This is a genomic window from Staphylococcus sp. GDX8P54P (assembly GCF_017893165.1).
In the GTDB taxonomy this organism is placed as follows: Bacteria; Bacillota; Bacilli; order Staphylococcales; family Staphylococcaceae; genus Staphylococcus; species Staphylococcus borealis.
This window is the reverse complement of sequence record NZ_JAESMM010000060.1, coordinates 1-26,953: the sequence shown is the minus strand read 5'-3', so window position 1 is coordinate 26,953 and position 26,953 is coordinate 1. Positions and strand designations below refer to the sequence as shown.

General features: G+C 34.7%; 29 protein-coding genes. 2 read left to right on the top strand and 27 right to left on the bottom strand.

The genetic code is table 11. The features are described from left to right. Positions 1 to 23: 23 nt before the first annotated feature. The 24 genes from KA909_RS12940 to fdaB form a co-directional block, all read right to left on the bottom strand. Entirely contained in the window at positions 24 to 425 is a 402-nt protein-coding gene (locus tag KA909_RS12940; RefSeq protein WP_075109007.1) for a F0F1 ATP synthase subunit epsilon, read from the bottom strand. Positions 426 to 445: 20 nt separating this feature from the next. Beyond that, the gene (gene atpD, locus KA909_RS12935) at positions 446 to 1,858 is read right to left on the bottom strand and encodes a F0F1 ATP synthase subunit beta (protein ID WP_053031170.1); all 1,413 of its coding nucleotides are present in this window, start codon (positions 1,856 to 1,858) and stop codon (positions 446 to 448) included. 21 nt (positions 1,859 to 1,879) lie between these two features. Continuing rightward, the gene (gene atpG / locus KA909_RS12930) at positions 1,880 to 2,746 is read right to left on the bottom strand and encodes an ATP synthase F1 subunit gamma (protein WP_053031168.1); all 867 of its coding nucleotides are present in this window, start codon (positions 2,744 to 2,746) and stop codon (positions 1,880 to 1,882) included. Between the two features lie 31 nt (positions 2,747 to 2,777). Next, positions 2,778 to 4,286, bottom strand: coding sequence for a F0F1 ATP synthase subunit alpha (gene atpA, locus KA909_RS12925; RefSeq protein WP_075109006.1), 1,509 nt, complete (start codon positions 4,284 to 4,286; stop codon positions 2,778 to 2,780). Positions 4,287 to 4,306: 20 nt separating this feature from the next. Then, positions 4,307 to 4,846, bottom strand: coding sequence for a F0F1 ATP synthase subunit delta (locus KA909_RS12920; protein ID WP_075109005.1), 540 nt, complete (start codon positions 4,844 to 4,846; stop codon positions 4,307 to 4,309). Further along, positions 4,846 to 5,376: a F0F1 ATP synthase subunit B gene (locus tag KA909_RS12915; RefSeq protein WP_210130298.1), complete on the bottom strand. Its 531-nt coding sequence runs from the start codon at positions 5,374 to 5,376 to the stop codon at positions 4,846 to 4,848. Before KA909_RS12915 ends, KA909_RS12920 begins: the two co-directional genes overlap by 1 nt. Positions 5,377 to 5,461: 85 nt before the next feature. Further along, positions 5,462 to 5,674, bottom strand: a complete 213-nt coding sequence (gene atpE / locus KA909_RS12910) for a F0F1 ATP synthase subunit C (RefSeq protein ID WP_011275238.1) — start codon at positions 5,672 to 5,674, stop codon at positions 5,462 to 5,464. Positions 5,675 to 5,706: 32 nt separating this feature from the next. Further along, a complete protein-coding gene (atpB, locus tag KA909_RS12905) occupies positions 5,707 to 6,432 on the bottom strand; it encodes a F0F1 ATP synthase subunit A (protein WP_210130297.1) in 726 nt (241 codons plus the stop codon). A 27-nt stretch (positions 6,433 to 6,459) separates the two neighbouring features. After that, positions 6,460 to 6,810: an ATP synthase subunit I gene (locus tag KA909_RS12900; protein ID WP_075109003.1), complete on the bottom strand. Its 351-nt coding sequence runs from the start codon at positions 6,808 to 6,810 to the stop codon at positions 6,460 to 6,462. Positions 6,811 to 6,964: 154 nt separating this feature from the next. Then, a complete protein-coding gene (gene wecB, locus KA909_RS12895) occupies positions 6,965 to 8,098 on the bottom strand; it encodes a non-hydrolyzing UDP-N-acetylglucosamine 2-epimerase (protein ID WP_210130296.1) in 1,134 nt (377 codons plus the stop codon). A 16-nt stretch (positions 8,099 to 8,114) separates the two neighbouring features. Next, complete coding sequence (gene upp, locus KA909_RS12890; protein ID WP_193839103.1) at positions 8,115 to 8,744, bottom strand: uracil phosphoribosyltransferase; 630 nt, start codon at positions 8,742 to 8,744, stop codon at positions 8,115 to 8,117. A gap of 26 nt (positions 8,745 to 8,770) precedes the next feature. Continuing rightward, positions 8,771 to 10,009 (bottom strand): serine hydroxymethyltransferase, encoded by a 1,239-nt coding sequence (glyA, locus tag KA909_RS12885; RefSeq protein ID WP_193839102.1) that lies wholly within the window; start codon positions 10,007 to 10,009, stop codon positions 8,771 to 8,773. Between the two features lie 29 nt (positions 10,010 to 10,038). Next, on the bottom strand, positions 10,039 to 10,563 hold the full coding sequence (locus tag KA909_RS12880; protein ID WP_075109001.1) for a TIGR01440 family protein: 525 nt from the start codon (positions 10,561 to 10,563) through the stop codon (positions 10,039 to 10,041). A gap of 111 nt (positions 10,564 to 10,674) precedes the next feature. Beyond that, on the bottom strand, positions 10,675 to 11,091 hold the full coding sequence (locus KA909_RS12875) for a low molecular weight protein arginine phosphatase (RefSeq protein ID WP_075109000.1): 417 nt from the start codon (positions 11,089 to 11,091) through the stop codon (positions 10,675 to 10,677). Continuing rightward, positions 11,088 to 12,131 carry an L-threonylcarbamoyladenylate synthase gene (locus KA909_RS12870; RefSeq protein ID WP_193839101.1) on the bottom strand — a complete coding sequence of 348 codons (1,044 nt, stop codon included), beginning with the start codon at positions 12,129 to 12,131 and terminating at the stop codon, positions 11,088 to 11,090. The genes KA909_RS12875 and KA909_RS12870 overlap by 4 nt, the downstream gene beginning before the upstream one ends. Before the next feature lie 255 nt (positions 12,132 to 12,386). Next, entirely contained in the window at positions 12,387 to 13,223 is an 837-nt protein-coding gene (prmC, locus tag KA909_RS12865; protein WP_075108998.1) for a peptide chain release factor N(5)-glutamine methyltransferase, read from the bottom strand. Next, positions 13,210 to 14,286, bottom strand: a complete 1,077-nt coding sequence (gene prfA / locus KA909_RS12860; RefSeq protein WP_075108997.1) for a peptide chain release factor 1 — start codon at positions 14,284 to 14,286, stop codon at positions 13,210 to 13,212. Before prfA ends, prmC begins: the two co-directional genes overlap by 14 nt. Next, complete coding sequence (locus KA909_RS12855; RefSeq protein ID WP_053031146.1) at positions 14,286 to 14,885, bottom strand: thymidine kinase; 600 nt, start codon at positions 14,883 to 14,885, stop codon at positions 14,286 to 14,288. The genes prfA and KA909_RS12855 overlap by 1 nt, the downstream gene beginning before the upstream one ends. Before the next feature lie 150 nt (positions 14,886 to 15,035). Then, positions 15,036 to 15,293 (bottom strand): type B 50S ribosomal protein L31, encoded by a 258-nt coding sequence (locus tag KA909_RS12850; RefSeq protein ID WP_011275226.1) that lies wholly within the window; start codon positions 15,291 to 15,293, stop codon positions 15,036 to 15,038. Between the two features lie 118 nt (positions 15,294 to 15,411). After that, a complete protein-coding gene (gene rho / locus KA909_RS12845) occupies positions 15,412 to 16,728 on the bottom strand; it encodes a transcription termination factor Rho (protein ID WP_053031144.1) in 1,317 nt (438 codons plus the stop codon). 267 nt (positions 16,729 to 16,995) lie between these two features. Further along, complete coding sequence (locus KA909_RS12840; protein WP_070855636.1) at positions 16,996 to 18,423, bottom strand: aldehyde dehydrogenase family protein; 1,428 nt, start codon at positions 18,421 to 18,423, stop codon at positions 16,996 to 16,998. Positions 18,424 to 18,592: 169 nt separating this feature from the next. Continuing rightward, on the bottom strand, positions 18,593 to 18,928 hold the full coding sequence (locus KA909_RS12835; protein WP_053031140.1) for a winged helix-turn-helix transcriptional regulator: 336 nt from the start codon (positions 18,926 to 18,928) through the stop codon (positions 18,593 to 18,595). 280 nt (positions 18,929 to 19,208) lie between these two features. After that, complete coding sequence (locus tag KA909_RS12830) at positions 19,209 to 20,480, bottom strand: UDP-N-acetylglucosamine 1-carboxyvinyltransferase (protein ID WP_053031138.1); 1,272 nt, start codon at positions 20,478 to 20,480, stop codon at positions 19,209 to 19,211. Between the two features lie 285 nt (positions 20,481 to 20,765). After that, a complete protein-coding gene (gene fdaB, locus KA909_RS12825) occupies positions 20,766 to 21,623 on the bottom strand; it encodes a class IIb fructose-bisphosphate aldolase FdaB (RefSeq protein ID WP_011275221.1) in 858 nt (285 codons plus the stop codon). Positions 21,624 to 21,823: 200 nt separating this feature from the next. On the opposite strand from fdaB, the gene KA909_RS12820 reads away from it, so the two are divergent. Further along, the gene (locus KA909_RS12820) at positions 21,824 to 22,345 is read left to right on the top strand and encodes a DUF2529 family protein (protein WP_193839099.1); all 522 of its coding nucleotides are present in this window, start codon (positions 21,824 to 21,826) and stop codon (positions 22,343 to 22,345) included. Between the two features lie 74 nt (positions 22,346 to 22,419). On the opposite strand, the gene KA909_RS12815 is transcribed toward KA909_RS12820, so the two are convergent. The 3 genes from KA909_RS12815 to KA909_RS12805 form a co-directional block, all read right to left on the bottom strand. After that, positions 22,420 to 24,027 (bottom strand): CTP synthase, encoded by a 1,608-nt coding sequence (locus tag KA909_RS12815; RefSeq protein WP_210130295.1) that lies wholly within the window; start codon positions 24,025 to 24,027, stop codon positions 22,420 to 22,422. 216 nt (positions 24,028 to 24,243) lie between these two features. Further along, on the bottom strand, positions 24,244 to 24,762 hold the full coding sequence (rpoE, locus tag KA909_RS12810; RefSeq protein ID WP_075108991.1) for a DNA-directed RNA polymerase subunit delta: 519 nt from the start codon (positions 24,760 to 24,762) through the stop codon (positions 24,244 to 24,246). A gap of 113 nt (positions 24,763 to 24,875) precedes the next feature. Continuing rightward, entirely contained in the window at positions 24,876 to 25,736 is an 861-nt protein-coding gene (locus KA909_RS12805; protein WP_075108990.1) for a GNAT family N-acetyltransferase, read from the bottom strand. 192 nt (positions 25,737 to 25,928) lie between these two features. Between KA909_RS12805 and coaW the strand changes: the two genes are divergently transcribed. Continuing rightward, complete coding sequence (gene coaW, locus KA909_RS12800; protein ID WP_107630307.1) at positions 25,929 to 26,729, top strand: type II pantothenate kinase; 801 nt, start codon at positions 25,929 to 25,931, stop codon at positions 26,727 to 26,729. Positions 26,730 to 26,953 lie beyond the last annotated feature (224 nt).

Here is a 26,953-nt window from a genome sequence, read left to right as displayed (position 1 = left end):
ATTTAGTTTTCAAACCTTTTTAATTATTTTAATTGTGCTACGCGTAAGCGGTTTTCAGCTCTAGCCAACGCTCGTTTAGCTCTGTTTATATCACTGTTATCCTGATCGTCCAAATGAGATTGTGCTCTTTGACGTGCTAATTTAGCTCGTTCAACATCTATCTCACTGGCAGTTTCAGCTGTTTGAACAATGACAGATACTTTATGTTGTCTAATTTCAACAAAGCCACCACTAACAGCTATATATTCAGTACCATTTCTAAAGTTCACTTTAACATGGCCTGTTTTTAATGCGGCAACTGTCGGAATATGCCCACTCATGACACCCATTTCACCAGCTGTTGTTTGAAAAACAACTAGTTCAACGTCATCTTTTTCGTAGACTGAACCATTAGGAGTGACAATATCAAGATTAACTGTACTCATTATCTATACCTCCTAATTGTTTAGACTTCAACACCCATATCTTTTGCTTTGGCAATTACATCTTCCATACTACCAACTAAACGGAAAGCATCTTCAGGAATATGGTCGTATTTACCATCTAAAATCGCTTTGAAATCAGCTACTGTCGTTTTAACAGGTACATATGAACCTTTTTGACCAGTAAATTGTTCTGCAACGTGGAAGTTTTGTGATAAGAAGAATTGAATTCTACGTGCACGTTCTACTGTAAGTTTATCTTCTTCTGATAACTCATCCATACCTAAAATTGCGATAATATCTTGCAATTCTCTATATTTTTGAAGTGTTGATTGAACATCACGTGCCACTTCATAGTGCTCTTGACCAACAATTGCTGGTTCTAACGCTCTTGATGTAGACGCTAATGGATCCACAGCTGGATAGATACCCATTTCTGTTAATTTACGTTCAAGGTTAGTTGTCGCATCTAAGTGAGCGAATGCAGTTGCTGGCGCTGGGTCAGTATAGTCATCGGCTGGTACGAATACGGCTTGGATTGATGTTACAGAACCTTTATTCGTTGATGTAATACGTTCTTGTAATTGACCCATTTCTGTAGCTAATGTAGGTTGATAACCTACGGCAGAAGGCATACGTCCTAATAAAGCTGATACTTCAGAACCTGCTTGAGTAAATCTGAAAATGTTATCGATGAATAAAAGAACGTCTTGTCCTTGTTCATCACGGAAGTACTCAGCCATTGTTAATGCAGATAAAGCTACACGCATACGCGCACCAGGTGGCTCGTTCATTTGACCGAATACCATCGCTGTTTTCTTGATAACACCACTATCTCTCATTTCATAGTAAAGGTCATTACCTTCACGTGTACGTTCACCTACACCAGCGAATACAGAGATACCACCGTGTTCTTGTGCGATGTTATTAATTAATTCTTGAATTAATACGGTTTTACCAACTCCGGCACCACCGAATAGTCCGATTTTACCACCTTTAATATAAGGTGCTAGTAAGTCTACAACTTTAATTCCAGTTTCAAGAATTTCCACTTCAGTAGATAATTCATCAAAATTAGGTGATTGTCTATGAATTGGATCACGTCTCACTGAACTATCTAATTTATCTTCTAAATCAATTGTATCACCTAAGACGTTAAATACACGACCTAGTGTTACTTCACCAACTGGCACTGAAATATCTTGTCCAGTGTTTTGAACTTCCATGCCTCGTTGAACACCATCTGTTGAATCCATAGCGATTGTACGAACAACGTCATCACCTAGTTGTAATGCAACTTCAAGTGTTAATTCAAAAGTACCATCTTCTTTAGGAACTTCAATGATTAAGGCGTTATTAATTTCAGGTACTTCATTATGTTCAAAACGAACGTCAATAACAGGACCCATAACCTGAGTTACACGGCCATTACCCATGTTGTTTCCTCCTTTAAAATATTATTCAAGTGCTGCGGAACCACCAACAATTTCAGTAATTTGTTGTGTGATTTCAGCTTGTCTCGCTCTATTATATTGTAATGATAAGTCATCAATAAGTTCAGTCGCATTATCAGAAGCATTTTTCATTGCAGTCATTCTCGCTGCATGTTCACTAGCCTTAGCATCTAAAATCGTTCCATAAATTAAACTTTCAACATATTGAGGAAGAATAACACTTAGGATAGATTCTTTATCCGGTTCAAATTCATAAGAAGACATTTGACCTTGACCTTGGCTAGAATCTTCTCGAGATAATGGTAAAACTTGTTTAGTCGTTGGTTTATTTTCAAGAACACTAACATAATGACTATAATAAATTTTTAATTCATCAATATGTTCTTCACTAAATAAGTCAATCGCATGTTTCGCAATTGCTTGTATTGATTTGAATGAAGGTTGATCGGGAACATCAACAAGTGAATTTTCAATTTCATAACCTCTATTTTTAAGGAAATCAACACCAGATTGACCTAATACAATAATGCTATATTCATCACTACTAGAATGTTTTTCACTAATATCATTAATCAGTCGTTTTAAGACATTTGAACTGTATGCACCTGCTAAGCCTTTGTCACTAGTAATTACTAAGTAACCACTACGTTGAACTTGTCTAGGTCTTAACATAGGATGACTAGAGTGTTTACTCGCTCCTGCAATTGCAGTAATCGCATCCTGCATTTTTTCCATATAGGGTTCAAATTGCTTTGTGTTTTTTTCAGCTCGACGTAATTTTGAACTTGATACCATGTTCATTGCTTTGGTAATTTGTTTCATTTTTTTCGTCGATTTGATACGACCATCTATCTCTTTTAATGAAGCCATTATCTCACCACCCTTTCAATTTAAAGTTTAATTATTCAGATTTGCTAAAGCTTTTCTTGAATTCATTAATTGTAGCTTCAAATTTTTCGTCAGATGGTAAGGCACCAGTTTCTCTAATTTCATTTAATAAGTCAGAACCATTTGATTTCGCCCAACTATTTAATTCGTCTTCGAAACGTGTAATATCCTCAACAGGAATATCATCTAAATAACCTTTTGTTAAGGCATATATAATTAAAACTTGGTTTTCAACAGGTAATGGTTTGTTTTGGTCTTGTTTCAACACTTCAACCGTACGTTTACCTCTTTCAAGTTTTCTAGCTGTGAATTCATCTAAATCAGAACCGAATTGCGCAAATGATTCTAACTCTCTATAAGAAGCTAAGTCTAAACGTAGCGTTCCTGCTACCTTCTTCATTGCTTTGATTTGAGCAGATCCACCTACACGTGAAACTGATTGTCCCGCATTAATCGCAGGTCTTACACCTGAGAAGAATAAGTCAGATTGTAAGAAGATTTGTCCATCTGTAATTGAAATTACGTTAGTTGGTACATAAGCAGAAATATCCCCTGCTTGTGTTTCGATAATTGGTAACGCCGTAATTGAGCCGCCACCTAAATCATCATTTAATTTGGCTGCTCTTTCTAATAATCTACTATGTAGATAGAAAACATCACCAGGGTAAGCTTCACGACCTGGAGGTCTACGTAAAAGTAATGATAACTCACGGTATGCTGCCGCTTGTTTTGTAAGATCATCATAAACGATTAATACATGCTTACCATTAAACATGAATTCCTCACCCATAGTTACACCAGAATAAGGTGCAATATAAAGTAATGGTGAAGGTTCAGATGCTGAAGCTGAAACAACAATAGTGTAATCTAATGCGCCAGCTTGACGTAATTTTTCTACGTTTGCACGTACAGTTGAATCTTTTTGACCAATTGCTACGTAAATACAAATTGTATCTAAACCTTTTTGGTTTAAGATTGTATCAATACCGATGGTTGTTTTACCTGTTTGTCTATCTCCGATAATTAACTCACGTTGACCACGTCCGATTGGAACTAATGCGTCAATCGCTTTAATACCAGTTTGAAGTGGTTCGTCAACAGATTTACGAGCCATTACACCTGTTGCTTTTTGTTCAACAGGGCGTGTTTTTGTTGTATTGATAGGACCTTGTCCATCAATAGGTTGACCTAATGGGTTAACAACGCGACCAATAAGTTCTTCCCCTACTGGAACTTCCATAATACGTCCAGTACGTCTAACTTCGTCGCCTTCAGTAATTTCAGTATATGGTCCTAAAATAACTACACCCACATTTGATTCTTCAAGGTTTTGAGCTAAACCAAGAACACCATTTGAGAACTCTACTAGCTCACCAGCCATACAGTCATTTAATCCGTGAATTAATGCGATACCGTCACCAATTTGGAGTACCGTACCTACATCAGTTACAGACATTTCAGACTCATAATTTTCAATTTGTGAGCGAAGTAATGCACTGATTTCTTCAGCTTTTATGGCCATCTATGTCACTCCTCTTTATTTTAGTTTACTCTTCTAAATTTGCGTTCGATTTGTTCTAAATCTTTTTTAACACTGCCATCTAGCACAGTAGTACCAACTTTAACTCTAAATCCTCCAATTAATTCAGGATTTATTTTCGTAGTAATATGTACTTGTGATAAATTCGTTTGTTTTAAAATTAAGTCTTTAATGCGACTAAGTTCATCGTCACTTAATTGATAAACTGATTCAACAATGGCTGAATCTTCATTATGATGTTCATTGTATAAACTTTTAAATTCTTTAAAAATTGAATTAATCAGTACTAAATGACGATTATTAGCTAATATCATTAGCATATTTTTTAAGTAATAATTAGCATCTCCAAAAACGATACCAACAAATTTGCGTCTTTCAGAAGCTGGTTGGTTAGGATTTGAGTCAATTGCTCTTAAATCTTCATCATAGTTTTTTGTGGCTTCACTAACTATACTAAGTTCTTCGTACATTAAATCTAATCTGTCTTTATCGATAGCGACGTCAAATAATGCTTTAGCGTATTTATTTGCTACATTTGCCATTATTTATCGCCTGCCTCTTTTAAATACTTATCAACAAGTTCTTTTTGATTTTGTTCTGAAATTTCTTTTTGAAGTACTTTAGATGCAATCAATACTGATAACTCAGACACTTGATTGTTAATATCTGCTAATGCACGTTCTTTCTCGCTATTGATTTCACTTTGAGCAGTTTCAATCATACCGTTTGCACGAATATTTGCTTCATGAATGATTTCTTCATGTTGTTTACGTGCTTGAACTCTAGCATCTTCTAAAATACGTTGAACTTCATCTTGAGTTTGTTTTAGTGTCTTTTTATTTTCTTCTTCAAGTTTTTGTGCATTTAATTTTGCTTCTTCAGCTTCATCAATGTCTCTATTGATGTCGCGTTCACGTTTGTCCATTACTTCTTTTAATGGACCCCAAGCAAATTTCTTAAGTAGTGCTAATAAAATAGCAAATGTGATTACTGTAACAATGACAGTACCCCATTCAACACCACCACCTGCTGCACCTAAAACGAATGAATTAGTTAATGCATTCACTGGCATTTGACACTCCTTTCATAATTAATCACCACTTGCCATTAAATAAAACGAACGGCGAAGATCCAAGTGACTTCGCCATGAAATTTTCTTATTGGAAAAGAGTCATGAATGCGATTACAACACCGATGATAGGTAATGCCTCAACTAAACCAATACCGATGAACATGATACTCATTAATTGTCCACGTGCTTCTGGTTGACGAGCTACACCTTCTACTGTTCTTGAAACGATAAGACCGTTACCGATACCTGCGCCTAGTGCTGATAAACCAATTGCAATTGCTGCTGCGATTAAACCCATATTAATAATTCCTCCTAAAATGTTTGTTTAAGTTAATGTGTGTCCGCTACTTTGTGGGACATGTAAACCATTGAAAGCATGATAAATATATATGCTTGGATTGAGCCGACAAAGATAGAGAATCCTTGCCATACGATTAAACCTGGAATACCTATAATCCAACCCCAAGCACTGCTTACAACTAAGCCGGCTAATAAAGAAAGTAATAATTCACCGGCAAATATATTACCGTATAAACGTAGACCAAGTGTTAATGTTGAAGAGAATTCTTCAAAAACATTGATAATTGCTAATGGCCAGAATGGTTTAAAGTAATTACCTATGTAAGCTTTAGTTCCACGCATTTTCACACCATAATAGTGTGTAAGTAATATCATCATAGTTGATAATGTCAATGTGACAGTTGCATCAGCTGTTGGAGATTTCCACCATAGATAATGATCTTTAGTCACTATAGCAAATGGTAGTCCTAACATGTTTGCAACAAAGATAAATAAAATCAATGTTACTGCTAAGAAGTGAAACTGACCACCTTTTTTCCAAGCCATATTACTCTCTATGATGCTTCTTACAAAGTCAAAGATCCATTCGATAAAATTCTGTTTACCTGATGGTCTTTTCTTTAGATTACGCGTACAAATAATAGCTATTAGAAAAACAATGATTGCTGTAACAACTAACATCATGATGCTTGCTAAATTGAAAACGAGATCAAAACCAAATACATTCCAACTTAAGAGCGGGTTTTTGTGATCCATGTACTCACCTCTTTCTTTATTAAAATTTTAATTCTTAAGCAGTAGAGGGCGTAAAATGATTAAAACATAAGAAAACATAAGACCAATCATTACCCCAATAATATTGACACTATCTTTAAATAAAAACCATATTACACACGCAATGATAGCGACTAAGTACCTCCAAGTATTGCCCGTAGAAATATGTATGTTATCTGGTTGCTTTGCCCGAGATAAATATAATTCGAAAATATAGGTATTTATTAAAGATCCAAATGTTCCTATTATTAATCCTAGAATAAAAGGATTTGGAATAACGATATACAACACAGCCAATATAATTAAAAAATAAATATAATATTGAATGAATTGTTTAAATATGATGCTGAAACGCCTCATTTTTCTCCTCCAAATTAACTTATGACAACCATGTAAACCGTTCCACTCATACAAATTTAATAATAATATAGGGTAAATAGTGTGTCAATTCTATTCAAATTGTTGTAAAAATTAACTCTTTTATTGTCACAAAATGTTCACAATTTAGATTTTTTTATGATTTGAAGGGCTCTGGTGAATTTGATGTCAAACCAAAATAATATTTTATACTCTCACAAATTCTTATAGATGCTTTACCATCACCATAAGGATTTTGAGTTTGTGACATTTGATTATAAATTATTTCGTTATCCAATAATTCTGCCGTTGTATGATGCACATTTTCAAAATCCGTTCCAATTATTTTCAAAGTGCCCGCTGCTACACCTTCTGGTCTCTCGGTTACATCTCTAAGCACTAGTACAGGTTTATTCAATGAAGGTGCCTCTTCTTGAATACCGCCTGAATCCGTCAAGATTAAATAGGCGTTACTTACGAAGTTGTGGAAGTCTACAACGTCTAATGGTTCAATTAATTCAATACGCTCATGATCACCTAAATACTTATAAGCTAGTGACCTTACTTTAGGATTCAGATGTAGTGGTGATACAATGACCACATCTTCATATTCATCAACAATAGTGCGCATTGCTTTATAAATCTCAATCATTGGCTGTCCAATATTTTCTCTTCGGTGAACAGTTAATAGAATAATGCGTTTATTTTGATGCTTTGTGATTATATCTGATGTATATTCCTTTTGGACCGTTAATTTAAGTGTATCAATAGCAGTATTTCCAGTAATAATTACTGTGTCTGGATTTTTCTGTTCTTGAAGCAAATTATTCGCTGCACCTTTAGTAGGCGCAAAATGCAGGTCGGCTAAATTACTTACCATTTGCCTATTTATCTCTTCTGGGAAAGGTGCATATTTACGTCGTGTTCTTAAACCAGCTTCTACGTGACCAACAGGTACTTGATTATAAAAAGCAGCTAGTGCACCTGAAAATGTAGTAGTGGTATCGCCATGGACGAGCACCATATCCGGTTTTTCTTTTTTAATAATTTCTTCAAGTTGCGTCATTGCTCTTGATGTAATGTCTGATAACGTTTGACCTTCCTTCATGATATTCAAATCATAATGTGGCTCGATGTTGAAAGTTTGTAAGACCGAATCTAACATTTCGCGATGCTGAGCAGTTACAACAATCATTGGTTCTAACTCAGCATCACACTCGAGTGCCTTCACTAAAGGTGCCATCTTAATTGCTTCTGGTCTAGTACCAAAGACTGTCATAATCTTTCTCATACATAAACTCCTATACCTATTTTGTACCGAACAATCTGTCTCCAGCATCACCTAAACCTGGTGTAATATATGCTTTATCATTTAATTTTTCGTCTAATGCTGCAATATAGATATCGACATCATCGTGCGCTTCTTGCATTTTTTCAACACCCTCTGGTGCAGCAATAAGACACATGAATCTAATATTTTTAGCACCGCGTTTCTTCAACGAATTAATTGCTTCGATTGCTGATGCTCCAGTAGCTAACATTGGGTCTACCACAATAATTTGTCTCTCATCAATATCTTGTGGAAGTTTAGCAAAGTATTCTACTGCTTCCAATGTTTTAGGATCACGGTATAAACCAATATGACCAACACGTGCCGCTGGGACTAAGCTTAATACACCATCTGTCATCCCTAAACCGGCTCTAAGAATTGGAACAATTGCTAATTTTTTACCAGCTAATCTTTTTGCAGTCATAGTTGTTACTGGCGTTTTAATTTCAACTTCTTGAAGTTCTAAATCTCTAGTAACCTCATACGCCATTAACATGCCGACTTCATCAACAAGTTCTCTAAATTCTTTAGTTCCCGTATTCATATCACGGATATAACTTAATTTGTGTTGAATTAGTGGGTGATCAAATACATGTACTTTACTCATTTATATTGCCTCCAAATTTTTATAAATTATTCATATAGCGGATATTTAGCTGTTAAACGACTTACCCTTTCTCTTGCTTCTTTCAATTTTGTATCATCATTAGGGTGTTTAAGTGCTAAGCTAATAATACGACCAACTTCTTTGAATGCTTCTTCATCAAAGCCTCTTGTTGTAGCAGCTGGTGTGCCTAAACGTATACCACTTGTTACAAAAGCTTTTTCTTGATCAAATGGAATTGTATTTTTATTGCATGTTATTCCAATTGAATCTAATGTCGCTTCCGCTTCTTTACCTGTAACATTTACTGAGTTTTTAACATCTACAGATACTAAATGGTTATCAGTGCCACCTGACACAATTCTAAATTCCTCTTCTTTCAACGTTTCAGAAAGCACTTTAGCATTTTTGATGACTTGCTCTTGATACGTTTTAAAGTCTTGTTCAAGTGCTTCACCGAATGCGACTGCTTTAGCAGCAATGACATGTTCTAAAGGTCCACCTTGTATTCCAGGGAATATTGTTTTATCTATATCCTTCTTATATGCTTCTTTACAAAGAATTAATCCACCACGTGGGCCACGTAAAGTTTTATGCGTCGTTGTTGTTACAAAATCAGCATATTCTACAGGATTTGGATGTAAACCTGCTGCAACTAAACCAGCGATATGAGCCATATCAACCATTAATTTTGCGCCAACTTCATCAGCGATTTCTTTAAACTTTTTAAAATCAAGTTGTCTTGAATACGCTGAAGTTCCTGCAACGATTAATTTAGGCTTGTGTTCATGTGCTAGTTGACGCACAACGTCATAGTCAATTTTTTCAGTTTCTTTATCTACGCCATAATCTACAAAGTTGTAGAATTTACCACTGAAATTAACTGGTGAACCATGCGTTAAATGACCACCATGACTCAAATTCATACCTAAAACAGTATCACCCATCTCTAAAGCGACAAGATATACTGCCATATTGGCTTGAGACCCTGAGTGGGGTTGCACATTTACATGCTCCGCACCAAATAATGCTTTCGCTCTTTCAATTGCAATCGTTTCAGTTACGTCAACATAATCACAACCACCATAGTAACGACGACCTGGATAGCCTTCAGCATATTTGTTAGTCATCACAGAACCCTGTGCTTCCATCACCGCTTCAGATACAAAGTTTTCAGATGCGATTAATTCAATGTTGTTATTTTGCCTATTATATTCATTTTGAATTGCTTCATAGACAGCTTTATCTTGATTTTGGATATATGACATATAAAAAATCCCCCTTTACACTTTCTAGCTTATTCGTATTTAGCTCGTTCACCACCGATTTTCTTAGGTCTTGATGTAGCTATCGTAACAATAGCTTCACCAACTTGTTTGACACTTGTTCTAACCGGTACACAAACGTGTTTAATATGCATTCCAATTAATGTTTGACCAATATCAATACCCTTAGGAACTGAAATATGTTCAACTACGATTGGATCATTCATTTGCTTATAAGCATAAGTTGCAAGACTTCCACCTGCGTGAACATCAGGAACAACTGATACTTCTTCCATCGTTAGCGGATTGAAATCTTCACGTTCAATTGTAACTGCTCTGTTAATATGCTCACAGCCTTGAAATGCAAAAGAAACACCAGTCTCTTGTTTCACTTGTGCTAATGCGCTAAAGATTTCCTCTGCAACTTCCATTGATCCTACAGAACCTATCTTTTGTCCTATAACTTCAGAAGTCGAACATCCTATCACGCAAATTTCATCTTTCTTGAAAAAAGATTGCGCCTTAAGTTCATCAAGCAAAGTTTTAAGTTCTTGCATTGAAATCTCCACCTTAATTACATAATTAAAAAGAAGCATAGCAAACTAGCTATACTTCTTTATTATAACTTATTTAACGCTTAACATATACTAATTGTATAATATTTCGCTTTATGAATCTGACTGTAATTTACTTATTAAGTGTTGAAGCTCTTTAAATGTTTGTCGGTAGGTTTCAATACTACCTCCAAATGGATCGCCAATATCACCTGATTCCCCAACATATTCACCAAGTTGATAAATGCGACCATTATCACCAAAACTATAAATAAGTTGTTGTTTATGCATTTCAGTCATTGTTAAGATTAAATCGCTTTCTAAATCCGCCTTACTAAATTGCTTGGCCCGCGTAGGTTCTGGCAATTCATGCTCAGCGATTACTTTAAGTGATTCAGGTGAAATAGATTGTCCATCTACTGCAAATAACCCTCTTGAATTAATAACATCTTTTTCGAGTATTTTCTTTGCAATACTTTCTGCCATCGGACTACGACACGTATTTCCAGTACATACAAACGTTATTCTCATAATGTTTCACCTCTAACTAAGTGATTTCCTGTAGCTTTACGCATTCTGTTCATAATTGCCTCTGTTGTATCTGTTTTATCAAATGCATAAATATATGCCTCATGTATTTCTGAATTTTCATCGATATCATGGAGTATTTTAAACAAATTATGATTGGCTTGTTTCGTATCATTCTGATCTTTACAGAGCGAAATGAATATGGCATCACTAGGGACAAAGTGTTTTAAATTATCCGGTAAAATAAAAGCGGTATGCGTCCAATCTTTAACAGTTGTAATAGGTTTACTTAGATTTGTCAGCATCGTTACAGGTGTTTCAGGAGCATAGTGCTTATATTTCATACCAGGGGCTATCGGTTTGCTTGTCGTATCATAATGATAATGTTCAACACTTCCAGGCAAGACTTCATTAATCATTGATTGTGTAATTGCTCCTGGTCTGGCTATTCTAAATGGGAACTGTGTGCAATCGAGTACAGTACTTTCTAGACCTTCTTCACTTTGATCTCCATTAACGATTCCATCTATCTTCCCATTTAAATCGGAATAAACATGTTGAAACGTCGTAGGTGAAGGTCTACCACTGACATTAGCACTTGGCGCAGCAATCGGCATATCCGTATATTGGAGAATTGCACGGCCAATGGGATGACTTGGCATACGTACAGCGATGGATTGCAAACCACCTGTCACTTTGTCACAGAGATACCCAGGCTTTAAAGGTAAAATAAATGAAATCGGACCTGGCCAAAATTCATCCATCAAGCATTTTGCCTCACTTGGTAAGTGTGACACAAAATCATCAATTTGAGAGATGTCGTGAATATGTACAATTAGTGGATTGTCGGAAGGACGACCCTTGGCTTGATATATATTTGAAACGGCTTGTTGGTTTCGGGCATCTGCACCCAACCCATATACTGTTTCTGTCGGAATTGCAATTAAACCACCATCTTGATATATCTGCTTTATTTTGTCTAATTCCGGATAATCTAATGGCGCATTTTGATATTGACGCATATCCCATAAATTCGTTTTCATCAAGCTCACTCCTCCATCATTTTTATTCATATATAGGAAAAGAAGCTGAGACAAATCAAACTGTCTCAGCCTACAATATCATTTTTGGCAGTGGCTAACTGATTTGAAAACGCGCTTAAATTAAGCCATTTCAAACCTAGTCATCCTTACCGGTGGGACCCAGCAAAAAGAATTTCATCAAGAAATTCCATAATCAAAGTAAGCTGGGGCGGGAATACGAATTCATTTTAATATCTATCCCGTTCCCTTTGAGTTTCACCATTTAAATGATACGATTCTATCATTTCCATTTATATCTTTGATAACTTTAACATCCAAATTAGGATATTTTTCTAAAATGATACTTCTTAATTTCTCACCTTGATTATAGCCAATTTCAAAGGTCACATAAGCATCATCATTGAGCACTTGAGGTAAGTCATTAAGGATTGATTCATAAATAGCATAGCCTTTATTTTCTGCGAATAATGCTTTATGGGGCTCGTATTTAACAACTGTAGGTGCCATTGTATCCATCTCATCAACATCAATATATGGTGGATTGGAAATAATACCATCCAATTTAATATTATGTTGGATAAACGGTTTCAAGGCATTGCCTTTCAAGAAATGGATATCCACCTCATGATTATGCGCATTATCAGCAGCGATATCTATAGTTTCTTGAACGATATCTGTTGCATAAACAGTAAAGTCATTATTTAGCTTTTTTAATGTAACAGCCAATACACCACTACCCGTTCCAACATCAGCAATCGATGCGCTTGAGTTACAATGCTCAAGAAAATGCAACATTACTTCCTCGGTTTCAGGTCGTGGAATTAAACAATGTTCATTGACTTGAAATTGGTAGCCATAAAAAGATTGAAATCCAACAATATATTGGATTGGTTCTCCTAAAAGCATTCGTTCAGTCGCCAGCGAAAACTTAATTTCTTCTGCTTTTGACATATCATCATACATATGAATTAAATAATCCGTTCTTGACCACCCAAATAAATCAAGCATTAACCATTCCGCTCTTGATTGTTCGTACCCTTTTTCTACAGCTTGTTTGATAGCACTATCTAATTTTTCTTTAAAGTTCACCATTGTTAAGTTCTTTCAATTTCTCAGTTTGTTCAGATAAAGTTAAAGCATCAATAATTTCATCTAACTTACCTTCCATAATTTGGTCTAACTTTTGTAATGTTAAACCTATTCTATGGTCTGTCACACGACTTTGCGGATAGTTATATGTTCTAACACGTTCAGATCTATCACCAGTTCCTACTGCTGATTTACGTTGTGCCGCATATTTTTGTTGTTCTTCTTGTAATTTCATATCATATAGACGTGCTTTTAATACTTTCAGAGCTTTTTCACGGTTTTGAATTTGTGATTTTTCAGAAGATGTCGCAATCACACCCGTTGGTAAGTGTGTAATACGTACAGCTGAGTCAGTAGTATTGACGTGCTGACCACCTGCACCACTTGAACGATATGTGTCTATTTTCAAATCTTCATTGCGAATTTCAATTTCAACATCTTCTACTTCAGGCAGTACAGCAACTGTTGCTGTTGACGTATGAATTCGGCCACCTGATTCTGTTTCTGGTACACGTTGAACTCGATGTGCGCCATTTTCAAATTTTAATTTACTGTATGCACCGTTCCCAGAAACTGAGAAACTAATTTCTTTGTAACCACCATGGTCACTTTCAGCCGCTTCAACTATTTCCGTTTTAAAGTTTTGAGATTCTGCATATTTACTATACATTCTTAGTAAATCTCCCGCAAAGATGGCTGCTTCATCTCCACCTGCAGCTGCTCTAATTTCAACGATAACGTCTTTTTCATCGTTAGGGTCTTTTGGTATTAGTAAGAATTTAAGCTGTTCTTCTAAATCAGGAATCACACTTTTCAAGCTAGCGCTTTCCTCTTTTAACATTTCGATTTCTTCTTTATCATCTGTTTCGTTTAACATGTCATCAATTTCAGCTATTTCTTCTTTTTTACTTTTATAGTCTCTATATACATCAACTGTTTTTTGTAAATCAGCTTGTTCTTTTGAATATTTGCGTAACTTGTCTGGATCATTTACGATTTCAGGGTCACTTAACATCTCATTGAGTTGTTCATATCTTTCTTCAACGATATCTAATTGATCAAACACTACATTTCCTCCTCGTCACTTGTACTTGGTGCTACTATATGATGTGCTCGACATCTCGGTTCGTAACTTTCATTTGCGCCTACTAAAATGATAGGATCATCAACTTTAGCTGGTTGTCCATTGATTAAGCGTTGTGTTCTACTCGATGATGAACCGCATACTGCGCAAACAGCTTGCAGTTTAGTAACCTGTTCACTTACCGCCATAATTTGAGGCATCGGTTCAAATGGTTCTCCTCTAAAATCCATATCTAAGCCTGCTACCACAACTCGATGACCATTTTCTGCAAGCTTCTCAACTATATTTACAATTTCTTTATCAAAAAATTGAATTTCATCAATGCCAATGACATCAACTTGAGATAAATCATGCAACAATATATCTCTAGATGTCGAAATATTAATTGCTTCTAATTCATTTCCGTCATGAGAAACAACTTTTTCTTTGTGATAACGATCATCAATCGCTGGTTTAAACACTACTACTTTTTGTTTAGCGTATATGCCTCTTCTTAATCTACGAATAAGTTCTTCTGACTTACCGCTAAACATACTTCCAGTAATGCATTCAATCCAACCGGAATGGTAAGTTTCATACATTATAAGTTCCACCTTTTACAAAAACATAATCGCTTAATTATATCATATTTCTATGTATTATAACTATCTCTTTAAAGACTACTTAAATTTAAAAAAACTGCCTACGCGATTCTATATAAAATAGACTAGGCAGACAGTTTAAACTTATAATTAGTTGTTGTTTGATTTGAGACCAAACTTTTTGTTGAAACGTTCCACACGACCATCCGCAGCAGCGAATTTTTGACGTCCTGTGTAGAATGGATGTGAATCTGAAGATACATCTAAACGAATAACTGGGTATTCATTGCCATCTTCCCATTCCATTGTTTCTGAAGATGTTTTAGTTGAACCACTTAAAAATTTAAAGTTTGTTGTTGTATCTAAAAAGATAACTTTGTGATAATCAGGATGGATTCCTTGTCTCATTATTTTCAGCTCCTTTGCCCTGAACCATCTGGAACAGAGTTATTTGTGAGTTTTTTACCCAATACTTGGTAATTATAATAGTTATTAGATTAAAACGCAACCCTCAAACAGATATTCATTAAATAATTGGTTTACCTGTTTTTGTACTTTCTTCTGCAGCCTTTTGTAATTGCTCGAAAAATTCTTTATTACTTTTAGAGCGTTTAAGTTTTCTAATGAACCTTTCAGTGAAATCTGTAGAATCCGTAAACATGTTTCTTAATTGCCATAATGAATCTAGTTCAGATTTACTAATTAATAATTCTTCTTTACGTGTAGAACTTCTTCCAATATCAATTGCTGGGAAAATTCGACGTTCAGACAATTTACGATCAAGATGGAGTTCCATATTTCCTGTTCCTTTGAACTCTTCATAAATCATATCATCCATACGTGAACCAGTTTCTACTAATGCAGTAGCTAATATCGTTAAGCTCCCACCTGCTTCAATATTACGTGCAGCACCAAAAAATGCTTTAGGCTTGTGTAATGAAGCGGGATCAAGTCCACCTGATAGTGTTCGTCCACTTGGCGGTATAACAAGGTTATATGCTCTTGCCAATCGAGTAATTGAGTCCATTAAAATAATCACATCTTGACCAATCTCAACTAAACGTTTAGCACGTTCTAATAATAATTCAGCTACTTTTACGTGGTGTTGAGGTGGCTCATCAAAAGTTGAATGTACTACTTCAGCAGATTCTACAGAGCGTTCTATATCAGTGACTTCTTCTGGTCGTTCCCCTACTAATAAAACAAACAGTTTCGCATCAGGTTTATTTTTGCAAATCGCATTAGCAATTTCTTTTAATAATGATGTTTTACCAGCTTTTGGTGGCGCAACGATAAGTCCACGTTGACCTAAACCAATCGGTGTAACTAAATCCATAATACGTGTTGAATAATTTTGGGGTTCTGTTTCTAAAACGATTCTTTCCTCAGGATAAAGAGGTGTTAAAGCTTGAAAGTGAGGGCGTTTTTTTACAACTTCAGCATTTTCGTCATTAACAAAGTCTACTTGTAATAAACCGTAATATTTTTCATTATCTTTGGGTTTACGCACTTTACCAGTTACTTTGTCACCACGTTTGATTTCGAAACGGCGAATTTGACTTGCAGATATATAAATGTCCTTTTCACCTTTTGAATAATTGACTGTTCTTAAAAATCCATAGCCATCAGGTTGGATATCATCCAAGACACCTTCCATGTAGTAGTTCCCATCTTTTTCCATTTGGGCTTCCATAATAGCTAATACTAATTCACTCTTGTTTAACTTACTATAATTTGTAAGTTTTAACGATTTGGCTTTCTGAGTTAATTCTTTCGTTGTGTAGTTTTTATACAATTCATGAAACGACTCATATTGCGGAGATGTACGTACTTTTTCAGGCATAAATTGCACCCATTTCTTATATATTTATAAAGACTTAAATTTGACTTGAAAAGAAATAATTCCATATAGATTCACTTCGATAAATCACAAAATCTATTTTGGATATTTCATATATTACTTTTTAAAGTCTTGAATACTAGAATTAATATAGCAAATTTTCAATTTAAATACAAAACGATTTTATTAAATTTCCAAAAATAAAACAGCTCATGGAACTAAAAATATCCCATGAACTGTTATAAATGACAAATTAATTAATTTTTAAAATTAACTGAAATAGCCGGCAATTGATTTCACTTCTAAGAATTCTTCAATTCCGTAATCGCCCCACTCACGGCCGATACCAGATTGTTTGTAACCACCAAACGGTAAATCAGGTTGATTGCCAGCCTCATTGATTTCAATTCGTCCAGCTTCAATTGAGCGTGCTACTTTTTGAAGTGTTTCTTTATCTTTACCAATTACGTAACCTGCTAATCCATATTTTGTATCATTTGCAATTTTAATTGCTTCATCTAAGTCATTATAAGTGATAACAGAGGCAACTGGACCAAAGATTTCTTCTTGCGCAATGGTCATATCGTTATCAACATTAATGAAAATGGTTGGTCTTGCAAAGTAACCTTTATTTAATCCTTCTGGTTTACCAGGACCACCATAGAATAATTCGGCACCTTCTTCAATCCCTTTATCAATATAGGATTGAACTGTATCAAATTGTTTTTTACTAATAATTGGACCGACTTGAGTGCCTTCTTCACGTGGATCGCCAACTTTAACTTTACTAAATTCTTCTTTTAATGCGGTTAAGAAATCTTCTTTTTTACTTTCTGGTATCAAAATACGTGTACCAGCAGTACAAACTTGACCTGTATTATTAACGACTTTGCCTGTTGTCGCTTTTGCAGCTTCCTTAACATCAACATCATCTAAAACGATATATGGTGATTTACCACCTAATTCAAGTGATACTTTCTTGAAATCTTTAGAAGCCTTTTCCATAATTTTAGAGCCTGTACGACCTGAACCAGTAAATGACATCATTCTGACTTTAGGATGTTCACTTAGAGGATTACCGACACCTTCACCATCACCGTTTACTAGATTGAATACACCTTTAGGCACGCCTACTTTATCAAAAATTTCAGCTAAAATAACGGCTGCAAATGGTGTTTCTTCAGAAGGTTTTAGAACTACAGGACTTCCTGCTGCAAATGCAGCGGCTAATTTCAATGACGTTTGATTAGTTGGGAAGTTCCATGGTGTCACTAATCCTGAAACACCTATCGCTTCTTTAGTTACTAATGCATCGCCACGTCTTTCATCAAATTCAAATGAATCTAGCGCTCTACTAGCTTCTTGGAAATGATCTAATCCCATTTGATAATGCACATTTTCAGATAATGTGAGTGGTGCACCAAGTTCATCTGTAATAGCTTCTATAATGTCTTGTTTTCTATTTTTATATTCTTCTACAATTTTATCTAATAGTTCTTTTCTTTCTTTTACTGAGCTATGACGAAATTCTAAATATACGTTATTTGCAGCTTCTACTGCTTTGTCAACGTCGTTAGCATTACCTTTAGCTACCTTACCAATGACTTCTTCTGTTGCTGGATTAATGACTTCAATTGTTTCATTACTATCGCTATCAACCCATTCGCCATTGATATATTGTTGCGTATAATTTCTCATCAATGCTTCACTCCTTAAGAATCGTTATATCATGTGTGTACCTTTTTTTATCGAGAATTAAACATACCATGTCAGTACAGAAAAATAAAAGCGTTTTGCACCTATAGTTAAAATGACTAACCTCAACTGTTAGATTCATTTAGTGTATAGTACAAAACGCTTAACTCTATTATTTAGATTTAACTTCTTCTTCAAGTGTAACGTGTTCACGAGCCCACGCTTCTATAGGTTTCAAAGCTTCAGCTAAAGCTTTACCTTTATCAGTCAATTCATAAATGATTGAAACTGGACTAGTTGAAACTACTTTCTTTTCTACTAATCCCCATTCACCTAAGTCAGTTAATTTAATACTTAATGCACGTGGTGTAATGGTCTTCAAATCCCTTTTCATATCGGAAAAGTGCGCAGTATAATCAGTGCATCGTGATAGATAATTAATGATTAAACCGTTCCAACTTCTACCAACAATTTTAAAGGTTTCTTCAAGATATGGACAGATTTCCAATGTCTTCACCTCTATTCAAAACATCTTTAGATTGTAGGTACTAAAAATCACTTATAAATACATTACATTGGTTTCAGTAATGGTTATAAGTCTACAACATATTAGTATCTAATATAATTATTATACCAGAAAAACAAGCCCTAATACAATGTCTAAAACTATCAATCATAGATCAATTGAAATCATCAAACGAAGGCATCTGAATCATTCACAGCTAAATATCAAATCAAAAAGACATTATATTAAGACTTAGACTTGTTTCTTAAATTTATCGTAGTGATTAAACTTCTTCCGTCCAAATATCTGCGCCTAGCGTTTTCAAATGTGTAACGATATCAGTATAACCTCTATAAATATGTCTAACATTATAAATTGTAGTTATACCTTCAGCTAATAGACCAGCAATAATTAGGCATGCACCAGCACGTAAATCACTCGCATATACGTCAGCACCATTTAATGTTGAAGGTTTAATTGTCGCTGTTCCTGTTTGCATATCTGCATCGATATTGGCACCCATATGCTTTAACTCATCGACATGTCTAAAACGCGCTGGATATATCGTTTCTGTAACAAACGAAGGACCATCTGCCATAAATAATAATGGCGTTATTGGCTGCTGTAAATCTGTTGCAAAACCAGGATATACTAAAGTTTTTATGTCTACATTTTTGTACATTGGTTTACGTTTAATGATAGCTTTTTCAGCATCTCCATCGATTTCAATATCTACGCCTAGTTCTTTTAACTTAACCGTTAAAGCTTCAACGTGTTTAGGAACGATATTATTAATCGTTATTTCTTCTCCAACTGCAGCTGCGATACACATATATGTACCCGCTTCAATACGGTCAGGAATAATTTGATATTCGGAACCATGCAAGTCTTTAACACCATTAATTTTTAGCGTACTTGTACCTGCACCTTTAATATTTGCACCAAGACTATTTAAGAAATTAGCTACATCTACAACTTCAGGTTCTTTGGCAGCATTCTCAATAACTGTCTGACCTTTCGCATGTACAGCAGCTAACATAATATTAATCGTTGCACCTACACTGACCATATCTAAGAAGATGTTAGCACCATGTAATTCTTTAGCTTCAATCTTCATTGACGTGTCATTGGATTCATCGATTTCTGCTCCTAATGCTTTGAAACCTTTAATATGTTGATCAATCGGACGTGGTCCTAATGGACAACCACCAGGTAAGCCGATAACGCATTTTTTAAAGCGACCCAACATCGCTCCCATCATATAATAAGATGCTCGAAGAGATTCAACCTTATTGTTAGGCAGTGGTGCATTTTGAATTTCAGAAGTATCAACTTCTAGCGTTTTACCATTTAATTGAGCCTTAATGTTTAAATCTTCCAATAAACTAACTAGTGTTTCTACATCGGAAATTTGTGGTAAGCCATCTAATTTCACTTGGCCTTGAGCTAATAATGTTGCTGGGATGATAGCTACTGCGCTATTTTTGGCACCGCTTATCGTAACTTCTCCCTTTAGTGTTTGACCACCGCGAATTTTTATTACCTCTTGAGTCATAAGTTTATCTCCTTTGTTTCTCATTTATTTAAAATAATACATTAGTAGCATTATAAAATATACATTCTTTATTTGTAAAACATAAATTATTATGAATTAAAGATAATTGCAATAGTAAAAATTATTGATTCAAACTTTATAAAACCATCTCAAGTATTATATATACAAATATTATAAATCATTTTTGAAAAATAATTAAATGTGATTACTTATATTATAAAAGAAAAAGAGTGAAACGATGAAACGTTTCACTCTTTTAAATAACATCTTCAATTATTTTAAAACTTATTTAGCGCGGTTAGATGTACCAAATTCTCTAATTTTACCTTTAACCGTTTCTTTAATTGCTTCACGAGCTGGTCCTAAGTATTTACGTGGATCATATACGTCTTGATCATTATTTAATACTTCTCTTACTGCTTTAGCTGAAGCAATTTGGTTTTCAGTGTTTACATTAATTTTAGCAGTACCGTAAGGAATGGCTTTTTGAATGTCTTTCGTTGGGATACCAGTACCACCATGTAGTACTAATGGTAAACCAGTTGATGCACCGATTTCTTCCATTTCTTTAAATCCTAATTTAGGTTCACCTTTGTAAGGTCCGTGAACTGAACCTAATGCTGGTGCTAACGTATCAATACCTGTTCTTTCAACTAATTCTTGACATTCTTTAGGGTCAGCATAGATGATGCCACCAACAACGTCATCTTCTTGTCCACCAACAGTTCCTAATTCAGCTTCTACTGATACACCATGTTGATGTGCATATTCTACTACTTTAGATGTGATTTCAATATTTTCTTCAAATGGGCTATGAGAAGCATCAATCATTACTGAAGTGAATCCAGCATCAATTGCTTCTTTACATTTTTCAAAACTTGAACCATGGTCTAAGTGGATAGCTACTGGTACAGTAATGTTTAAGTCATGAATTAAACCTTCAACCATTTTAACTACTGTATAGAAACCGCTCATGTAACGTGCAGCACCTTCTGAAACACCTAAGATAACTGGTGCATTCTCTTCTTGAGAAGCTTCTAAAATTGCTTGTGTAAATTCAAGGTTATTTAAGTTGTATTGACCAACTGCATAACCATTTTCTTTCGCGTCGATTAACATTTCTTTCATTGAAACTAATGGCATGAAAGTTCCTCCTTGTGTGCAACTGCACAATTTTTAAAATCATTATATCAGATATTATTTTGAATTGCATGTGAATGTATGCTCATTTTAAAATAATCTTATCTGACATGCATTACATCATTTAGATTACCTATCATAACCAGTTTTATTGCACTTACGTTTGCGTTTATTTAAAATACAAAATGAAATGGAGGATTTACATGTCTAAAATATTACATACACAATTAACAGGTATATTCAATCGTTTAGAAGATCAAGCATTAGACATTCAAATGGCCGCTCAATGTCTAATACAAGCAATCGGTGGTGAGGGGTATGTATATATACGCGGTTATGGTGATTTAAAATTTTTCGAACCCTTTATTCTTGAAAGTGAAGAACATCTTCACTCTAGTAAACCATTATCAACATTAACAACGGTTGACGACATTGACTCTACAGACCGAGTGTTACTCTTTTCACCATTTTATACCGAAGAAGTCGCTCAAGATGTACAAACATTCGTCGATAAAGATATTGATGTTGTCTTGATTTGTAACCGCCCAAAAGATGTTGAAATACCAGAACAGTTTATTCATTTTATTAACCTCGCTACTCCACGACCTATCGTCTACACAGAAGATTATGATAAAGTGGTTCAACCACATACAATGGCATTTAATTATATTTACTATGAAATTTACACTCAAATGGTTGAAATGACACGAGATTTAGAATTGTAAAAGTAATAACTTAATATTAAATAAAAAACAACCCTTATATGCTAATACAGCAATGTAAGGGTTGTTTTAATATATTATTTATTTTGATAGTTGTTCGCTGCTTCAACAAACGCTTTAAATATTGGTTGAGGTCTATTAGGTCTTGATAAGAATTCAGGATGGAATTGACAAGCAATGTAGAAATCATTCTCAGTAATTTCAACCATTTCAACTAAACGTCCATCCGGACTAGTTCCAGAGAATACCATACCATTCGCTTCTAATTGTTCTCTGAATTCGTTATTAAATTCATATCGATGACGGTGTCTCTCTTCAATGTTGATTGCATCATAAATTTGATGCGCTAATGTACCTTCTTTAATTTTGCATGGGTATAATCCTAAGCGTAACGTACCACCTAAATCTTCAATATCTTTCTGTTCAGGTAGTAAATCAATGATTGGGTAAGGTGTGCTAGGATCAAGTTCAGCTGAATGTGCACCTTCTAAGCCAAGTACATTACGTGCAAATTCAACAGTTGCCAATTGCATACCCAAACAAATACCAAAGTATGGCACATTGTTTTCACGCGCATATTTAATGGCTGCAATTTTACCTTCACTTGCTCTAAAACCAAAACCACCTGGCACTAGAATACCATCTACATCTTTTAAGTAGTCTTCAACGTTATCGTCATTAACTTCTCCTGAATCGATCCATTTAACAACGACATCTTTTTTCAATGGATAGCCAGCATGCTTCAATGATTCCACTACTGATAAGTACGCATCTTGTAAGCTTACGTATTTACCAACTAAACCAATCGTAATTGTACCATCTAGCGAATTTACAGTGTCCAATAAATATTGCCATTCGTCTAACTGAGTATCGTATTTAGCATATAAATCTAATCGTTTAATAACAATATCGTCCATATCTTGTGCGCTTAATTGTAATGGAATTTCATATAATGATGATGCATCTCTACATTCGATAACACTTTCTTTATTAATGTCACAGAATAACGCAATTTTATCTTTTAAATCTTGAGTCATTTCATATTCAGTACGTACTACAATTAAATCTGGTTGAATACCTAAACCACGTAATTCTTTAACACTGTGTTGCGTTGGTTTCGTTTTCATTTCACCGGCAGCTTTGATGTATGGAAGTAACGTACAATGTACATACATCACATTTTCACGACCTAAATCGCTTCTAATTTGTCTAATTGCTTCGATAAATGGTAACGATTCAATGTCACCAGTTGTACCACCAATTTCAGTGATAACTACATCAGCATTGGTGCTTTCCCCTGCAAGTAATAAACGTTCTTTAATTTCATTAGTAATGTGTGGAATAACTTGAACAGTTCCACCTAAATAATCACCACGACGTTCTTTTTTAAGTACATGAGAATAAACTTTCCCAGCAGTAACGTTTGAATATTTATTTAAATTAATATCGATAAAACGCTCATAATGTCCTAAATCTAAGTCAGTTTCAGCACCATCATCTGTAACAAATACTTCTCCATGTTGATATGGACTCATCGTTCCTGGATCAACGTTTAAATATGGATCGAATTTTTGAATTGTGACTTTTAAGCCTCTATCTTTTAATAATCTTCCTAGAGAAGCGGCTGTGATACCTTTTCCTAATGATGATACTACTCCGCCCGTTACAAAAATAAATTTTGTCATTTCCTGACCTCCTAATTTATAAAGGGATGCTTCCTTACCTATTTGTTCATTTTAAATAATCACTTTTGAAAAAATAAAAAAATCGCTCCCTCTCACATATCTGTAAGGGGAGCGTATATCATTTATACACGTGTCCTAATTAAAGGAGCCCGAATAAAATTCTATCATCTTTTAAGTAAAAGTCAATCAAAACTAGCATTTAGTTTTAAAATCTTCTTAGTCTTCGAATTCTTCCTCGTCTTCTTCGTCGAGTTCATCCTCTTCGTCATCTTCAATTACTAAATCTGATTCACTAATTTCATCTTCAACTTGTTCGTCTTCAGGATCATCTAATGTTTCTTGATCATCTGTTTGGGCTGGAATATCATCATCGTCATCCATTTCATCGTCACCCAATAACTTAAGATTCTTATCTTCTTCATCTTCATCATCAAGAATATCGAATTTTTGAATCGTTGGAGCAATTTTTTCTTCGATATCATCTACAGAATACCAATCACGTAATCCCCATTGATTTTCGCCAACGTTTAAGAAACGTCCGTCAGTATTTAAATCTGTATAGAATTGAACTACACGATTTTCAATTTCTTCAAATTCATAGTCACCTAATTTTTTGAATTCATCAATGATATCGTACAAATTCATTGTTGCACCTTTATCATTTAATAACGTATAAGCCATATCAATAAATGACTTTTCATCAACCATTTCTTTAGTATAATCTTGGATTTTCATTATAGCTAATCTTCCTTTCGAAGAATTTTTAATTATATCGTTGGATTTCATTAATTAATAGTAACAAAAATAAATTATAAATGACAATACACGATTTCGCAATTACGATTCACTTAGTAATTGATATATTTCTCGAAAATAACTAAATCATCTGATTGATCAATCTCCACAAAACCACTATTCATACACAATGGTTTTAATTCATTATTTTCACCAAATAATGTAATAACAATCGTTTTAGCTTGTTTAAAATGCTTACGTACATATGTTGGAATTTGTCTTAATGCACTTTCTGCAATGCCTTCTTTACGTTGATCTTTATAAACTTCAATGGCAACAATATTAATTCGATTATTCATTTGTTCAAGTGCAATAAAGCCAACTTTTTGGTTATCTTTAAGTAAATCAACGATATTATATGTCGCAATACTTGACGTTTCGTTTTCAATTAATCGCAATGAAGAAACATGTTTAGAATCTAAATCTAAGTAGTATAAACGTTCTTTACCAATTGGCCCCTCTTCTTTCGTGGCCGTATGCATGAAACCAGCACGTTCATATACATTCCATGCCCCCTTATTCTCTGCATCAACAACTAGATACAAATGATTAAAATCAGGAAACAACATCTGTACATATTGAGGTAAGTACATCATCATTGTCGTTCCATAACCATTTCCTTGAAATTGCTCATTGATTGATAATGATCTTACGTAAACGACATTCTCTGGCGTATCGTATCCTTCATGTTGATAATATTGATGTAATACAAAGAAACCAACAACATCTCCATCTTCATTAATAGCAATGTTAGCTACTCTATTCTCATCTGTAAGTGCATCGTCTAATACTGTTTTCGGTAAAGATGAATATATTTGTTGTCGCTCGCTTAATTCAAAGTTAACTACATCTTGTCTATATTTTTCTTCAAACTCTTGAATTGTTATATTTTCAAATTGTTTCTTTATAGTCATAACCACTAACCCCTATGCCTCTAATAATTTATCAACTTATATTATAATTGTTTTTTTACACTTATCAAAATAAAATCCACTTAAGTTAGATACAATTATTTTAAATTTTCACCTTTTTAAAATTAATCTATTGAAATTCAGCAAATTTGCTTTACTATAAATATGACATATAAAATCACGAGGTGAACTAGAATGAAAGTCGGTATCGATGCCGGTGGTACGTTAATTAAAATCGTCCAAGAATCACAACAAGGACGTTCATATGAAACCGAACTTACTACAAATATATCGGAAGTCATTGCATGGTTGAATGCAAATACGTTCGAATCCATCAGTCTTACGGGTGGTAATGCAGGTGTAATCGCTGAAAATTTAAATACAGAAGCTAAAATATTTGTTGAATTTGATGCATCATCTAAAGGTTTAGGTATGCTACTAAAAGAACAAGGTCACCATATTAACGAATATATTTTCGCTAATGTCGGTACAGGCACGTCATTACACTTTTTTGATGGTCAACAACAGCACCGTGTTGGCGGTGTAGGTACTGGCGGTGGCATGATTCAAGGACTGGGTTATTTATTGTCTCAAATTACAGATTACGAAGCACTGACTAATTTAGCACAATCTGGTGATAGAGATACGATAGACCTTAAGGTTAAACATATATATAAAGATACTGAACCTCCCATTCCTGGTGAATTAACAGCAGCTAATTTCGGAAATGTCTTACATAATCTAGACGTAGATTTTTCACCAGCCAACAAATTAGCATCAGTCGTTGGTATTGTTGGAGAAGTTATAACGACTATGGCAATCACTGTTGCTCGTGAAAATAAAACTGAAAATGTTGTATATATCGGGTCTTCTTTTAACAACAATCCTCTTTTGCGCGAGGTGATTGAAGATTATACGGTACTACGTGGTTTCAAACCATTTTATATTGAAAACGGCGCCTTTTCAGGTGCACTTGGCGCTATCTATTTAAGTTAATAGTATTGTAGTTATTTTCTAAAAAAGGGAGCGGGACAGAATTCTTTTGAATTCGTCGTCCACTCCCAGCTTGCTTTGTTTGTAGAATTTCTTGATGAAATTCTCTTTGCTGGGGCCCCGACTCCCAACTTGCTTTGCTTGTAGAATTTCTTAGTGAAATTCTCTTTGTTGGGGCCCCGCCCGCAAGGATGACTAGAACTGAGAAAAGCTTGATTTAAGCGCCT

Coding starts and splice junctions, on each gene's coding strand:
- KA909_RS12870 (WP_193839101.1), bottom strand. CDS start 12,131: ATGAAAACGAATTTATGGGATATGCGTCAATATCAAAATGCGCCATTA.
- KA909_RS12915 (WP_210130298.1), bottom strand. CDS start 5,376: ATGCCAGTGAATGCATTAACTAATTCATTCGTTTTAGGTGCAGCAGGT.
- KA909_RS12830 (WP_053031138.1), bottom strand. CDS start 20,480: ATGACTCAAGAGGTAATAAAAATTCGCGGTGGTCAAACACTAAAGGGA.
- KA909_RS12900 (WP_075109003.1), bottom strand. CDS start 6,810: ATGAGGCGTTTCAGCATCATATTTAAACAATTCATTCAATATTATATT.
- prmC (WP_075108998.1), bottom strand. CDS start 13,223: ATGGTGAACTTTAAAGAAAAATTAGATAGTGCTATCAAACAAGCTGTA.
- rho (WP_053031144.1), bottom strand. CDS start 16,728: ATGCCTGAAAAAGTACGTACATCTCCGCAATATGAGTCGTTTCATGAA.
- KA909_RS12805 (WP_075108990.1), bottom strand. CDS start 25,736: ATGACTATAAAGAAACAATTTGAAAATATAACAATTCAAGAGTTTGAA.
- KA909_RS12880 (WP_075109001.1), bottom strand. CDS start 10,563: ATGCAAGAACTTAAAACTTTGCTTGATGAACTTAAGGCGCAATCTTTT.
- atpG (WP_053031168.1), bottom strand. CDS start 2,746: ATGGCTTCATTAAAAGAGATAGATGGTCGTATCAAATCGACGAAAAAA.
- KA909_RS12820 (WP_193839099.1), top strand. CDS start 21,824: ATGTCTAAAATATTACATACACAATTAACAGGTATATTCAATCGTTTA.
- KA909_RS12940 (WP_075109007.1), bottom strand. CDS start 425: ATGAGTACAGTTAATCTTGATATTGTCACTCCTAATGGTTCAGTCTAC.
- atpB (WP_210130297.1), bottom strand. CDS start 6,432: ATGGATCACAAAAACCCGCTCTTAAGTTGGAATGTATTTGGTTTTGAT.
- coaW (WP_107630307.1), top strand. CDS start 25,929: ATGAAAGTCGGTATCGATGCCGGTGGTACGTTAATTAAAATCGTCCAA.
- atpA (WP_075109006.1), bottom strand. CDS start 4,286: ATGGCCATAAAAGCTGAAGAAATCAGTGCATTACTTCGCTCACAAATT.
- atpE (WP_011275238.1), bottom strand. CDS start 5,674: ATGGGTTTAATCGCAGCAGCAATTGCAATTGGTTTATCAGCACTAGGC.
- upp (WP_193839103.1), bottom strand. CDS start 8,744: ATGAGTAAAGTACATGTATTTGATCACCCACTAATTCAACACAAATTA.
- KA909_RS12815 (WP_210130295.1), bottom strand. CDS start 24,027: ATGACAAAATTTATTTTTGTAACGGGCGGAGTAGTATCATCATTAGGA.
- KA909_RS12855 (WP_053031146.1), bottom strand. CDS start 14,885: ATGTATGAAACTTACCATTCCGGTTGGATTGAATGCATTACTGGAAGT.
- KA909_RS12920 (WP_075109005.1), bottom strand. CDS start 4,846: ATGGCAAATGTAGCAAATAAATACGCTAAAGCATTATTTGACGTCGCT.
- KA909_RS12840 (WP_070855636.1), bottom strand. CDS start 18,423: ATGAGAAATTATACGCAACAATATATCAATGGCGAATGGGTTGATAGC.
- atpD (WP_053031170.1), bottom strand. CDS start 1,858: ATGGGTAATGGCCGTGTAACTCAGGTTATGGGTCCTGTTATTGACGTT.
- KA909_RS12875 (WP_075109000.1), bottom strand. CDS start 11,091: ATGAGAATAACGTTTGTATGTACTGGAAATACGTGTCGTAGTCCGATG.
- wecB (WP_210130296.1), bottom strand. CDS start 8,098: ATGAGAAAGATTATGACAGTCTTTGGTACTAGACCAGAAGCAATTAAG.
- rpoE (WP_075108991.1), bottom strand. CDS start 24,762: ATGAAAATCCAAGATTATACTAAAGAAATGGTTGATGAAAAGTCATTT.
- glyA (WP_193839102.1), bottom strand. CDS start 10,009: ATGTCATATATCCAAAATCAAGATAAAGCTGTCTATGAAGCAATTCAA.
- fdaB (WP_011275221.1), bottom strand. CDS start 21,623: ATGCCATTAGTTTCAATGAAAGAAATGTTAATCGACGCGAAAGAAAAT.
- KA909_RS12850 (WP_011275226.1), bottom strand. CDS start 15,293: ATGAGACAAGGAATCCATCCTGATTATCACAAAGTTATCTTTTTAGAT.